This is a genomic window from Paraburkholderia sp. SUR17, assembly GCF_029536165.1.
Lineage (GTDB): Bacteria > Pseudomonadota > Gammaproteobacteria > Burkholderiales > Burkholderiaceae > Paraburkholderia > Paraburkholderia kururiensis.
This window is the reverse complement of sequence record NZ_CP120508.1, coordinates 2,418,640-2,431,647: the sequence shown is the minus strand read 5'-3', so window position 1 is coordinate 2,431,647 and position 13,008 is coordinate 2,418,640. Positions and strand designations below refer to the sequence as shown.

At 64.6% G+C, this 13,008-nt stretch carries 10 protein-coding genes; 7 read left to right on the top strand and 3 right to left on the bottom strand.

What is annotated here, in order from left to right; translation table 11 throughout:
* Positions 1 to 24: 24 nt before the first annotated feature.
* A complete protein-coding gene (locus P2869_RS10565; protein WP_277596412.1) occupies positions 25 to 1,368 on the top strand; it encodes an MSMEG_0569 family flavin-dependent oxidoreductase in 1,344 nt (447 codons plus the stop codon).
* 419 nt (positions 1,369 to 1,787) lie between these two features.
* Here the strand turns inward: P2869_RS10565 and P2869_RS10560 are convergent, their stop codons facing one another.
* Positions 1,788 to 1,943 (bottom strand): hypothetical protein, encoded by a 156-nt coding sequence (locus P2869_RS10560; RefSeq protein WP_199539788.1) that lies wholly within the window; start codon positions 1,941 to 1,943, stop codon positions 1,788 to 1,790.
* A 32-nt stretch (positions 1,944 to 1,975) separates the two neighbouring features.
* On the opposite strand from P2869_RS10560, the gene P2869_RS10555 reads away from it, so the two are divergent.
* Complete coding sequence (locus tag P2869_RS10555; protein ID WP_152495102.1) at positions 1,976 to 3,169, top strand: porin; 1,194 nt, start codon at positions 1,976 to 1,978, stop codon at positions 3,167 to 3,169.
* A 302-nt stretch (positions 3,170 to 3,471) separates the two neighbouring features.
* Here the strand turns inward: P2869_RS10555 and P2869_RS10550 are convergent, their stop codons facing one another.
* Both P2869_RS10550 and P2869_RS10545 read right to left on the bottom strand, forming a co-directional pair.
* Positions 3,472 to 4,404, bottom strand: a complete 933-nt coding sequence (locus P2869_RS10550; protein ID WP_126876162.1) for a bestrophin family ion channel — start codon at positions 4,402 to 4,404, stop codon at positions 3,472 to 3,474.
* A gap of 56 nt (positions 4,405 to 4,460) precedes the next feature.
* On the bottom strand, positions 4,461 to 6,779 hold the full coding sequence (locus P2869_RS10545; RefSeq protein WP_277596411.1) for an FdhF/YdeP family oxidoreductase: 2,319 nt from the start codon (positions 6,777 to 6,779) through the stop codon (positions 4,461 to 4,463).
* A 303-nt stretch (positions 6,780 to 7,082) separates the two neighbouring features.
* Between P2869_RS10545 and P2869_RS10540 the strand changes: the two genes are divergently transcribed.
* The 5 genes from P2869_RS10540 to P2869_RS10520 all read left to right on the top strand — a co-directional run bounded on the left by P2869_RS10540 (position 7,083) and on the right by P2869_RS10520 (position 12,958).
* A complete protein-coding gene (locus tag P2869_RS10540) occupies positions 7,083 to 8,525 on the top strand; it encodes a PLP-dependent aminotransferase family protein (protein WP_277596410.1) in 1,443 nt (480 codons plus the stop codon).
* Between the two features lie 285 nt (positions 8,526 to 8,810).
* Positions 8,811 to 11,186: an MCP four helix bundle domain-containing protein gene (locus tag P2869_RS10535; protein ID WP_277596409.1), complete on the top strand. Its 2,376-nt coding sequence runs from the start codon at positions 8,811 to 8,813 to the stop codon at positions 11,184 to 11,186.
* 76 nt (positions 11,187 to 11,262) lie between these two features.
* The gene (locus P2869_RS10530) at positions 11,263 to 12,000 is read left to right on the top strand and encodes a methyl-accepting chemotaxis protein (RefSeq protein ID WP_277596408.1); all 738 of its coding nucleotides are present in this window, start codon (positions 11,263 to 11,265) and stop codon (positions 11,998 to 12,000) included.
* Positions 11,997 to 12,542 (top strand): hypothetical protein, encoded by a 546-nt coding sequence (locus P2869_RS10525; protein ID WP_126876167.1) that lies wholly within the window; start codon positions 11,997 to 11,999, stop codon positions 12,540 to 12,542. The genes P2869_RS10530 and P2869_RS10525 overlap by 4 nt, the downstream gene beginning before the upstream one ends.
* 50 nt (positions 12,543 to 12,592) lie before the next feature.
* A complete protein-coding gene (locus tag P2869_RS10520; protein ID WP_026121776.1) occupies positions 12,593 to 12,958 on the top strand; it encodes a response regulator in 366 nt (121 codons plus the stop codon).
* Positions 12,959 to 13,008 lie beyond the last annotated feature (50 nt).

Sequence of the window (13,008 nt, the reverse complement as noted above, 5' to 3'; positions counted from 1 at the left end):
CATTCAGCGAGGCAGGAATCCGTCATGTCGACATCTCTTTCCACCCAACGCCCCGGCGCGGCCGGCGAGCCGGGCCATTACAGCGTGATCGTCGTGGGCGGCGGGCAGGCGGGGCTCTCGGTGAGCTACTTCCTCCAGCAGGCGGGCATCGATCATCTCGTGTTCGAAAAGCACACCGTTACCCACACGTGGCGCGACCAGCGCTGGGACACGTTTTGCCTCGTCACGCCGAACTGGCAATGTGCGTTGCCGGGGCATCCCTACAACGGGGCCGACCCGCACGGCTTCATGAAGAAAGACGAGATCGTCGCGTACCTGGACGGCTTCGTGGCCGCCGTGGATGCGCCGGTGCTCGAACACACGGGCGTGAGGCGTGTGAAGCTCGCGGGCTCCGGCGCGCAGGGACAGGGCCCGACCCTGGGCCGCTATGCCGTTACGACGGACCGCGGCGACTTCACAGCGGACCATGTCGTGGTGGCCTCGGGCGGCTACCACACGCCCATCGTTCCGCGCATGGCCGAGCGCGTGCCCGCGCACATCGTGCAACTGCACTCGGCCGAATATCGCAACCCGCAGTTGCTGCCCGCGGGCGCGGTGCTCGTGGTGGGCTCGGGCCAGTCGGGCGCGCAGATTGCCGAAGATCTGCACCTCGCGGGCCGCAAGGTGTTCCTTGCCGTGGGCGACGCGCCGCGCTGCGCGCGCTTCTATCGCGGGCGCGACGTGGTGGACTGGCTCGCGGACATGGGCTACTACGACATGCCGGTGGAGCAGCATCCGTTGCGCGAGGGCGTGCGCGACAACACCAACCACTACGTGACGGGCCGCGACGGCGGTCGCGACATCGACCTGCGCAAGTTCGCGCGCGAAGGCATGGAGCTATACGGCCGCCTGCATGACCTGCGCGCGGGGCAATTGCACTTCGAAGCGAACCTTGGCGCGAGCCTCGACAGCGCCGACGATACCTACAACCGCATCAACGCGAGCATCGACGCGTTTATCGAAAAGAGCGGTATCGATGCGCCGCCCGGCTCACCGTACGAGCCGCTCTGGCGACCGGGCGCGGAGCGTACCACGCTGGACCTTGCCGCGAGCGGCATTGCGGCCATCGTCTGGTGCATCGGCTTTACGCCCGACTTCAGCTGGCTCGACGCGCCGGTGTTCAACGGCCGCGGCTACCCCTCGCATGTGCGCGGCGTCACGCCGCTGCCGGGGCTCTATTTCGTCGGACTGCCGTGGTTGCATACGTGGGGCTCGGGGCGGTTTTCGGGCATCGCGCGCGACGCGGCTTATGTGGTGGAGGCTATCCGCAGCGAGGCGGGCAGGGCAGACGAGACGACCGCCAGCCAGGCCGAGCGGGCGGCGGCCTGAGCTTCACCGCCGCGGCGTCGTGCTTCGATCGCCGCGGCGCCTATGTTTGCACGCAAGCCGCACATGGGTTTCGGATCAGTCACTTACGGCACGTACCCGCAGGTTGTCCACAGTCTTGCCAACAAAAACTGGGGATAACCTTCCGGCAGTGCGCTAGCGGAGTGGACACGGCACGACACGGGGCGCCGCGCTAGCCGTGCGTCCGTTGTCGGACAAGTTGCGCCCGCACCACAATCGCGGGCAGGAATCAAAACGCCGGGCACGTCGATCGCCATTTTCAGGCGAGCTTGACCGCATCAGAGAAATGAAAAACCTGTCATTTCAATGAAACTAAATTTATTTTTATAGAGCGTGATTGCGCGATCAAGTAAAAGTCACTGTTTTGTCTGCGAAAAATAAATTACGGTCGACTTCCAAAATTAAATATCCGTCGCATTACACCAGCCACAAGCGTTAATCAACGAATCCAGCATCGGTATTTCTTCCAGGGCCGCGCGGTCATCTAGCGCCAGGGGCGCAAATCTATAATCCGCCTCGCGCCATACAAACAAATCTTTCCCGGCGACTTCAATCATTCGCCTTTTTCTTTTCATCTATTTAGGAGACCATAGTGAAAAAGACCATTCTGGCGGCCCTCCTGGGCGCAATGGCGACTGCGGCTTCGGCCCAAAGCAGCGTCACGCTGTACGGCCGTATCGACAACGGCGTCCAGTACGAATCGGGGCTGCCGAAGGGCTCGCAGATTAGCGCCGAAAGCGGTGACTGGGGCGAAAGCGAGTTCGGCATCAAGGGCGCGGAAGACCTGGGTGGGGGCACCAAGGCGATCTTCCAGCTCGAAATGGGGCTGAACACGCAGAACGGCTCGTACGGCAACGGGTCGCTGTTCGGTCGAGCCGCAACGGTAGGCCTTTCGAACGAGACCTACGGTACGTTCAAGATGGGGAACTTCGGCGCCGGCGAAATTGAGCAGGACAGCTGGGACCTCGACCCGCAGGTGATGCAGGCCTACGCGATCTCGACGCTGGTGCGCGGCCGCAACTGGTCGCAGGCAGGCAATGGTCTCGAGTACACGACGGCATCGTTCGGCGGCCTCACGCTCAAAGGCCAGTACGACCTCACGAACGCCAATACATGGAACGCCGGCAGCCCGGGCAGCGCGCCGGGCCAACTCGGTACGTCGACCGGGCTCGGCAGCGCGCAAGGGCGTTCGGACGGCCTCAAGGCGCAGTACAACGCGTCTAATTTCGAGCTGCAGGCTATCTATGACGAAATTCGCGATCCGAATGGCCAGTTCAGCAACGTGTACCTGGCGTCGCGCTCGATACTGGCCGGTGGCACTGTCACGTTCGGGCCGGTCAAGGTCTATGCCGGCTTCCAGCACCTGAGCGCACCGGACGCATCCAACGCCGGCTACTTCGGCACCGCCACGCCCACCACGCTGCCGGGCGGCACGTCGCTACCTACCGCGGTCAACCACGAATGGCTCGGCGCCGCCTGGCAGGTCACGACAGACGCCGCACTCACCGCCGCCGTCTATCACGCCAACGCGAACAACGGTAACGGCAACGCGACCATGTACACGCTGGCCGGCACCTACAACCTGTCGCGCCGTACCTTCCTGTACTCGGAGCTGGGCTACGTGCACAACAGTTCAACGTCGAACATCGGTCTCGGCAACGGCTATAGCGACCCGTACGGAGCCAATGCGAACAACGACCCCGTCAACGGTGGCGACAACACCAATCCCAACTACGGCAAGGGGCAGTTCGGGGCATTTGCCGGCATCATGACGCAGTTCTGACGTCTAATCGGCTGCTCGCTCGAACCGCGCGTTCGTGGCGCCTGTGGACGATCCATTTCCGGGATTCCAGTCTCGTATGGAATACTGATTTTCAGATTAAGGCCTATGTGCGGGATGCGCAATGATCTAACGTTGAATCGCGTTCACTCATACCCGTGGTTGAACGTGTTTCATACCTCTGTCACCCCAACGCTGCGGCGTTGGGGTTTTTTTGTTCATTGTTTATTCATTGCAGGGCGCAGGAAAGCGGTGCGGTTGACGTCTGCTTCATTGCGGCTCTCTACGCGCGCTTCCACAACCGCTCAAGTAATCCGATACTTCGGCCCCGGCACTACCTCGGCCGGCACTGGCTCATCGCACAACTCCAGCAGCGAGCGTTCGATGTTGCGCGTCAGCGCATCGAGCGCGAGATTGTTCGGTGCCGTGCCGAAGGGCTCGGCGATGTCGCCTGCAATGGCTTCGAGCGCAATCAGGGTGTACGAGACGAACACCGCGATGAGCGGCGTGAACACACCCAGCGACGCCACAAGGCCGAACGGCAGCAGAAAGCAATACGCGTAGACCGTGCGATGCAGCAGCACGCCATAGGCGAACGGAATGGGTGTGGAGGCAATCCGCTCGCAGCCGCCCACGATCTTTTCGAGTTCGTTCAACTGCGCGTCGAGCATCCAGAGCGGCGCGGCGCCCAGCGTGCCGCGCTGGTGCAGACCGCCGAGCGTCGTGCGCAGATCATTGAGGATCGCGACCGGCCGATACTGCCGCCCCTTCAGCGCAATGGCGCGCGTGGCGCCCACGAGCGGTTCGAGGTCGTCGTACGGGTCGGTGTTGCGCAGTTGATGCTTGAGCGCATAGGCGAACGCAATGAGCGAGCGCACGAACGCGTCGCGGTCGAACTGCTGCGAACCTTCGTGCGAACCCGTTGGCACATAGGCGAGCGTCTGTGACGTCAGTGTGCGCGCCGCGATCAGCAGGTTGCCCCACAACGTGCGCGCTTCCCAGTAGCGGTCGTAGCTGCGGTTGTTGCGAAACGCGAGAAAGATCGTGAGCGCAACGCCGCACAGTGTGAATGGCGCCGTGCTCAGCAGAATCTTTTCGCCGAGTATGCGGCCGCCCGTGGCAACGGCGAGCACGCTCACGGCCAGCATGATCGCAAGCTGCGGCATGATGGCCTGAAGCACCGAGCCGTTCCAGACGAACAGCATGCGCAGCCAGTGTTGCTGCGGACGAACGATCATGGCTGTACCTCTCCTGTCACCGCGTCATGTTCCTGCGGACTCATGGACTCGTGCATTCAGGCAGCAGCCTGCACAGCCGACCGATGCAGCAGCACCGGCACCGACTTCGACGTAGGCGTGTTGCACACGTCGGCCACACTCGAAAGCGGCACGAGCGGATTCGTTTCCGGGTAATAGGCGCCGATGCAGCCGCGCGGAATGTCGTACTCCACGAGCAGGAAGCCGTCCGCGCGCCGCTCGATGCCGTCGTCCCAGACGGTGGTCAGGTCGACCCAGTCGCCCGCCTTGAAGCCGAGCATCGCGAGGTCCGCCGCGTGGATGAACACCACGCGGCGCTGGCCGAACACGCCGCGATAGCGGTCGTCCAGCGCGTAGATGGTGGTGTTGTACTGGTCATGCGAGCGCGTGGTCATGAGCGTCATCACGCGTTCGCCGTAGAGACGTTTCGCGCGATGCACGGGCGTGTCCGTGTCGAGCGGGTGCGCCACGAAGTTGGCCTTGCCCGTGGCGGTCTGCCAGTCGCGCTCGCGCGAGGCCACGCGCAGATGGAAGCCGCCCGGCTGCGCCACGCGTTCGTTGTAGCGCTCGAAGCCCGCAATCGACTGCTCGATGGCGTCGCGAATGCGCGTGTAGTCGGCGGCGTAGGCCAGCCAGTCCACCTTCGCGCTGCCGAGCGTGGCGTGCGCCATGTGCGCGACGATCGCCGTTTCCGACATCAGATTCGGCGACGCGGGCGTGTTCATGCCGTACGAGATGTGGACCATGCTCATGGAGTCTTCCACGGTCACGCCCTGTGCAACGCCGCCTTGCAGGTCCACTTCGGTGCGGCCGAGCGTGGGCAGGATCAGCGCGGCCTTGCCGTGCACGAGATGGCTGCGGTTGAGCTTGGTCGCGATGTGCACCGTGAGGTCGCAGGCGCGCAGCGCGTCCCAGGTGCGCGGCGTGTCAGGCGTCGCGATCGAGAAATTGCCGCCCAGGCTCACGAACACCTTGATGCGGCCCGCGAGCATGGCCTCGATGGTTTCCACGACGTCGTAGCCATGTTCGCGCGGCGGCTCGAAGCCGAATACCCGGGCGAGGCGATCGAGAAACGCCTGCGTGGGCTTTTCTTCGATGCCCACCGTGCGGTTGCCCTGCACGTTCGAATGACCGCGTACGGGGCACAGGCCCGCGCCTTCGCGGCCGATATTGCCGCGCATCATCATGAGGTTCGAGAGCATCTGGATGGTCTGAACCGAGCGCTTGTGCTGCGTGAGCCCCATGCCCCAGGTCGCGATCACGCGCTTGCCGTTCGCGTAGATGCGCGCAAGCCCTTCGATCTGCTCGCGCGGCACGCCCGATTCTTCCTCGATCAGCGGCCAGCTTTCGGCGCGTAGATCGTCTGCGAAGGCGTCGAAGCCCGAGGTGTGCGTGGCGATGAAGTCGAGGTCGAGCACGCGCGGCGTGCCGGCGTCGCGCGCAGCGTCGTCCAGTTCGAGCACGCGTTTGGCGACGCCTTTGATGAGCGCGAAGTCGCCGCCCACCTTCGGCTGAATGAACGTGGAGGCGATGGGCGTGCTGCCGAGCGTGAGCATCTCCACGGGATGTTGCGGGCTCGCGAAGCGTTCCAGGCCGCGCTCGCGCAGCGGATTGATCGAGACGATGGTGGCGCCGCGGCGCGCGCATTCGCGCAATTCGCCCAACATGCGCGGATGGTTGGTGGCGGGGTTCTGGCCGAAGATCAAGAGCGTGTCTGCGTGCTCGAAGTCGTCGAGCGTCACGGTGCCCTTGCCGATGCCCACGGTGCCGGGCAACCCGCGGCTCGTGGCCTCATGGCACATGTTCGAGCAGTCGGGGAAATTGTTGGTGCCGTACAGGCGCACGAACAATTGATAGAGGAACGCGGCCTCGTTGCTCGCGCGGCCCGAGGTGTAGAACGCGGCTTCGTGCGGGGTATCGAGCGCGTTCAGGTGCCGCGCGATCAGCGCGAACGCGCCGTCCCACGAGATGGGCACGTAGCGGTCGGCGAGTGCGTCGTAGACCATCGGGTCGGTGAGGCGGCCGTGCTGTTCGAGTTCGTAGTCGCTCTCTTGCATCAGCGCTTCGACGGTGTGCGCAGCGAACAACGCGGGCGTGACGCGCTTCGAGGTGGCTTCCGCGGCCACGGCCTTCACGCCGTTTTCGCAGAACTCGAAGGTGGACGTGTGCTGGCGGTCGGGCCAGGCGCAGCCGGGGCAGTCGAAGCCGTCGGGCTGGTTCTGCCGGAAGAGCGTGCGGTACTTGCCGCCCGCCACCTTTTCCTTCACGAGGCTGATGGCGACGTGCTTGAGCGCGCCCCAGCCCGCGGCGGGCTGATGGTAGGGCGCAATGCGTGCGCGGGGTTTCGACTCTGCCATGTGTGTGCTCCGTTGCCTGGTACCGCGCGGGTGGGTGCGGCCTTATTGATGGCCACTGACCGCGACTAACCGTGACTAGCCGCGACCAGTTGCGCCCGATGGCGGCTTGTAGCCGCGTGCCGAAATGTCGCGGGCGCTTTGTCAGTGAGCGAAGGTTAAGGGCGGCGGGGCCGGTGCAAGGCGCACACATCGCAGGCGGTTCGAGGAGTACAGTTCGGCAGGCGCGCGCGTTGCGGGTGCGCACTGTACTCCCTGGCGCTTTCCCCTCATGGCGCAGGCAAGTCCAACGAAACGAGGCAAGCGTTGAAGCTCTACGAAAAGTTGACGGCCGACGTCGAGGCCCAGATTCGCGGCGGCGTGTTCCGTGCGGGCGAACGCATTCCGTCCGTGCGGCAGACCAGCCAGCAATATCGCGTGAGCATCAAGACGGTGATTCGCGCGTATCTGCAGCTGGAAAGCCGCGGGCTGATCGAGAGCCGTCCGCAGTCCGGCTATTTCGTGCGGGCCGCGGCGGGCGGCAAGCGGCAGGCTTCACGGAAAAACGAGGGCGGGGAGGGCCTGAGCGCCTCACGTCCCGCCGCCGTGTCGGCCCAGGTGGACGTGAGCCGGCTCGTGCTCGCCACGCTGCGTTCCATCGGCGTGGACAACGCCGTGCCGCTCGGCTCGCCATACCCGGACCCGTCGCGCTTTCCCTCGGCGAAGATCAGCCGGTACGCCTACAACATCGCGCGCCGCAAGGTGCAATGGGGCGTGACCGACGAACTGCCGCCGGGCCACCCGGAACTGATCCGCCAGATCGCACGGCGCTACGCGGAGAACGGCGTGCCCGTGGACGCGCGCGAGATCGTCGTGACGGTGGGCGCCACGGAAGCCATCAACCTCTGTCTGCAAGCGGTGGCCAAACCGGGCGACACCATCGCCGTGGAGTCGCCCACGTTCTACGCGATGCTGCACGCCATCGAACGCATGGGTATGCGCGCCATCGAGGTGGCGACGCATCCGCGCGAAGGCATCGACATCGACGCACTCGCCGAGCTGCTCGCGAAGCGCCGTATCGCGGCCTGCATGGTGATGCCGAACTTCCAGAATCCGCTCGGCTTCCAGATGCCCGACGAGAAGAAACGCGCGCTCGTCGAACTGCTCACGCGCCACGACGTGCCCGTGATCGAAAACGACGTGTACCAGGAACTGCACTACGGCGACGTGCACCCCACGGCGCTGAAGTCGTACGACACGGCGGGCATCGTGCTGCACTGCGCATCGTTCGCGAAGAGCCTGACCGCGGCTTACCGCGTGGGCTGGGCGATGCCGGGGCGCTATCGCGATCAGGTCGAGAAGCTGAAGTTCCTCAACACGCTCACCACGCCTTCCATTGCCCAGCTCGCCATTGCCGAATATCTGAAGAACGACGGCTACGACCATCACCTGCGGCGCTTGCGCCAGGCCTATGCACACCAGGCGAAGCTGATGCGCGCAACGGTCGCGCGTTTCTTTCCCGAGGGCACGCGCACGTCGGAGCCGCAGGGCGGCTACGTGCTGTGGGTGGAGTTGCCGCGCAAAGTGGACTCGATGCAGTTGTACCGCGACGCGCTCGAAGCCGGCATCACCGTGGGGCCGGGCTGCATGTTTTCGGCGAAGGGCGGGTATGGGTACTTCATTCGCCTCAACTACAGCTACGCGTGGTCGCCGGAAATCGAGCAGGCCGTGATTGCGGTGGGGCGGCTGGTGGCGGCAGCGGCGCGATAAGCGACCTATGCGTTGTTGGTGTTGCGCAAACGTTTGCCCGGCCGCGCAGCACAAAACCGGCACGCAGATCGACACCGAGAACCGCCTTGGTTAACGGCTGTCCCGGCCAAAACTTTACGCCTGAGAAAAGCAATTGACCGTTGCGCGGCGTGGCGCTTGCCGGCTCCGTGACCGTCACATTCGAGTCACATGCGCTCGCCGATAATCCGGGGGCTCGACGATTCCGCGAAGAGAAAGCGCGAGCCACTACAGGACAGCAGCAGGCTTGCTACGGGGAGTTGTGCCATGACCATACGCCACCGCATTACGTTGCTGGTCGTTCTGATGTTCGTCGCCTTGTCGGCGATCGGCGGCTACGCCGTGTATCAGACGCGCCGCAGCGCGGTCGATGTAAAGCAGGTCACGCAGGGCGTGGTGCCGAGTGCACTCGCTTCCGCGGATCTGGTTTCCGAAGTGAAAGACGTGCAGATTGCCACCATGACGCTTGTCTACGCGCCCGACGCCAACATGGTGACGCAGGCGCAAGCCGAGTTGAAGGCGAAAGAGACGGCGCTGCACACGGCGCTCGACATCCAGGAGAAGTCCGCCGCGAGCCACGCGCAGCGCGGGCTGGTGACGCAGGCGCGTGAAAGCCTTGCCAACTATTTCCAGGCCATCGATGAAACCGCGAAGATGAAAGCCGCGGGCAAGAACGAACTGGCCCAAGCCTATCTCTTTGCGAACGTCGCGCAGTATCGCGACGAACTGGAAGGCATCGTCGAAACGATGCGCGTGGAGAAGAACCGCCAGAAAGACGACGCCATTGCGGGCCTGAACGGCATGCTCGCCACCACCGTTACCGCGATTTCGGGCGTGACGGGCGGCGCGGTGCTGCTGCTCACGGTGATCGGTCTCTTGCTCTATCGCCAGATCACGCGGCCGCTGTCGCGCATGCAGTCGATGATGAGCGAGATCGCGTCGAGCCAGGACTTCACGCGGCGCGTGCCGGTGGGCCGTATGGACGAGATCGGGCGCTCCATCGTGGCCTTCAACGGCATGATCGAGAAGATCCAGCAAAGCTCCGCGCAGTTGAAGCAGAAGACCGCCGACATCCAGGCCATGCTCCAGAACATGCAGCAAGGCATTCTCACGGTGGTGGACGGCGCCGTGGTGCACGCCGAATATTCGGCGTATCTCGAAACCATCTTCGAGACGCGCGAGATTGCGGGCCAGCCGCTCATGACGCTCGTGTTCGACGACACGGACATTGGCTCCGACGCGCTTTCGCAGGTGGACGCCGCGATTCACGCGTGCCTTGGCGAAGACAGCATCAACTTCGAGTTCAACCAGCACCTGCTCGTGAACGAGATCACGAAGCGCATGGCCGATGGCCGGGAAAAGATTCTCGACCTCTCGTGGTCTGCCATCACCGACGAAAGCGACACGGTGGTGCGCCTCATGCTCTGCGTGCGCGACGTGACGGAACTGCGCCAGCTTGCGGCGCAGGCCGGCGAGCAGCAGCGGCGGCTCGAGATGATCGGCGAGATTCTCGCGGTGAGCCAGGAGAAGTTTCACCATTTCGTGGAAAGCGCGACGGGCTTCATCAGCGAGAACGAGCGCATCATCCGCCAGTACGAGCGGCCCGACGGCTCCGCGATTGCCGAGCTGTTCCGCAACATGCACACCATCAAGGGCAATGCGCGTACGTATAGCCTCCAGCACCTCACCAACATCGTTCACGAAGCCGAGCAGGTCTATGAAGAACTGCGTCGCGCCGACAGCGAACACAAGTGGGATCAGGAAGCGCTGATGCAGGACCTCGTGCGCGTGCGCGAGGCGATCGAAAGCTACGCCGTGATCAACGAGGAAAGCCTGGGCCGTAAGGGGCCGGGCGGCGCGGGCAACCCCGAGCATTACCTCGTGGTGGAGAAGGCGCGCATTCAGGAAAGCCTGCGCCTGATCGAAGAGACGGACACGGCCGACCTGCGCGGCCTGCTGACGATGCGCGAGTCGGTGCGCGACACGCTGCGGCTGCTCGGCACCGAAACGTTCGGCAAGGCGCTCTCGGGCGTGGTGGAGTCGCTGCCGTCGCTGGCGAAGGAACTGGGCAAGGAAGCGCCGCAGGTGCGCATCGACGACAACGGCTATCGCGTGCGCAGCCAGGCCGTGGGCACGCTGCGCAACGTGTTCATGCACCTCGTGCGCAACTCGATGGACCACGGCATCGAAGCGGCCGCGGAACGCGTCGCGCAGGGCAAGCACGCGGCGGGCACGATCGAAATCGAAGCCGGCGTGGACAACCACGTGCTGCAGATCACGCTTTCCGACGACGGCCGCGGCCTCGCGCTTGCCCGCATTCGCGGCATCGCGATGGAGCGAGGCTGGATCGATCAAGATGCCGAACTTTCCGACGAAGCCATTGCCGAGTTCATCTTCCGCCCGGGCTTTTCGACGGCGGAGCGCGTCACCGAAGTCTCGGGCCGCGGCGTGGGCATGGACGCCGTGCGCAACTTCCTCACGCGCGAGCACGGCAGCATCGAACTGCGCTTCACGGACAACAACAAGGGTGCGGCCTGGCGGCACTTCCAGACCGTGGTGTGTCTGCCCGGGCATCTGGCGGTGGACAGCGTAGGCGTGCAAAAGACGGCACACCCGGCCGCGAACACGGACTACGTGAGCTAATCACGCGCCCGACGAAGGCCCCGTCACGCGGGGCGTAGCACACAAGGAAAGCGGCAGTGGCAGTGAGGAAACCGACGTGATCGAAACATCTATCGCCGCCGCGCTGGCGGGCGGCGTGCTCGTGCTGATCGTGGCCGTGCTCGTGCACCGGGCGCGCATGGGCCGCGCGACAGCGGCATTCGCGACGCAACTCGAAAGCGAACGCACGGCGCGTGCGGCGGCCGAGGCGCGCGAAGAGACACTTGCGCTGCAACTCGAAAGCGAAACGACACAGCGGGACACCGATACGGCGCGCTTCGAAGCGCAACTCGCGCAGCAGTCGGAGCAAGCGCAAGCCGCGCGCGGCGAGCTTGAAGTCACGCGGCGCGAACGCGACGAATGGCTCGCGCTGGGACGGCGCATCGCCGACGAAGCCGCGCGTCTGCGCGGCATGTCGGGCACCTTCGAACGCTGGCACGAGCAGATGATCTCGCTCATGACGCAGAACCACGACATGCACGCGAAGAACCAGGAGCTGTCGTCCATCGTCGCGCACGTGCTGATCGTCTCGCTCAACGCGTCCATCGAGGCGGCGCGCGCGGGGGCGGCGGGCCGCGGCTTTTCGATCGTGGCGAGCGAAGTGCGCACGCTCGCGTCGCGCTCGCAGGAACTCTCGAAGAGCTATAAGGACAGCCTCGACCGCAACGACCTCGTCACGGCCGCCACGTTCCAGGACATCCAGGCAGGCGGCAAGATGATCACGGCGTCGCTCGGCAGCGTCGAGGTGCTCGCGAACCAGCTTCAGGCGAAACTTCAGGCGCAGGCAACAACGTGATTACCGAGCAGGCGAAGCATAGCTTCGAACAGATTTTCCACAAGGCGGCACGCACGCGGCTCGTCATTCACGCCGACGACACGTGCGAAATCGTGCGTGCCGACCACGTCGCCATGGAAGCGGACCCGGAAGCGCGCGTCGTGGTGCTCACCATCTCGTCGCTCTTTTTCCGCCTGCTGGTGGGCCTGCATTTCACCGACGACGACGCCACGCGCCGCTACTTCGCGCGCGAGACGTCGGCGGGCGGCCAGCCGCTGCGCGAAGCGTTCATGGAAGTGGCGAACCTGTGCTGCGGCGCGATGAACCAGGCGCTCGTCGGCCATTTTCCGGATCTGGGCATGTCCACGCCCTACGTGCTGGGCAGCGCGAGCCTCGCGCATCTGGCCGAGCTGAAGCCGGACCACGTGGCGTCGTACGAACTCACGATAGGCGGCAACGTGCCGCTCGCGGCCACGCTCTGCGTCTGCGCGAACGCGCCGCTCGACTTCGCGGCGAACGTAGAAACAGTCGAGGAAACCAGCGGCGAGCTGGAATTGTTCTAGGCAGTACCTACAGGTTGGCAAGCAAGGTAACGAAGCAACGGGGAAGGATGATGGCGAAAATTCTGGTGGTGGACGATTCGGGTACGGTGCGCGACGAGGTGGCCGGTTTCCTGCGCAAGAACGGCCTCGACGTGGACACGGCGGTGGACGGCAAGGACGGCCTCACGAAACTGCGGGGCAACCCGGGCATCCGGCTCGTGATCAGCGACGTCAACATGCCCAACATGGACGGCCTCACGATGGTCGAGAAGATTCGCGGCGAACTCGCGAATACGGCCGTGAACGTGATCATGCTCACGACGGAAAGCAGCCCCGCGATGAAAGAGCGCGGCAAGGCCGCGGGCGTGAAGGGCTGGATCGTGAAGCCGTTCAAGGGCGAGGCGGTGCTGGAAACGTTCCGGAAACTGGCGGGGTAGGGGCGTCAGCCGGCCCGTTCGTCTTTGCCGGCTAAATGGGCACGGGCAGG

Coding starts and splice junctions, on each gene's coding strand:
- P2869_RS10565 (WP_277596412.1), top strand. CDS start 25: ATGTCGACATCTCTTTCCACCCAACGCCCCGGCGCGGCCGGCGAGCCG.
- P2869_RS10560 (WP_199539788.1), bottom strand. CDS start 1,943: ATGATTGAAGTCGCCGGGAAAGATTTGTTTGTATGGCGCGAGGCGGAT.
- P2869_RS10550 (WP_126876162.1), bottom strand. CDS start 4,404: ATGATCGTTCGTCCGCAGCAACACTGGCTGCGCATGCTGTTCGTCTGG.
- P2869_RS10545 (WP_277596411.1), bottom strand. CDS start 6,779: ATGGCAGAGTCGAAACCCCGCGCACGCATTGCGCCCTACCATCAGCCC.
- P2869_RS10535 (WP_277596409.1), top strand. CDS start 8,811: ATGACCATACGCCACCGCATTACGTTGCTGGTCGTTCTGATGTTCGTC.
- P2869_RS10520 (WP_026121776.1), top strand. CDS start 12,593: ATGGCGAAAATTCTGGTGGTGGACGATTCGGGTACGGTGCGCGACGAG.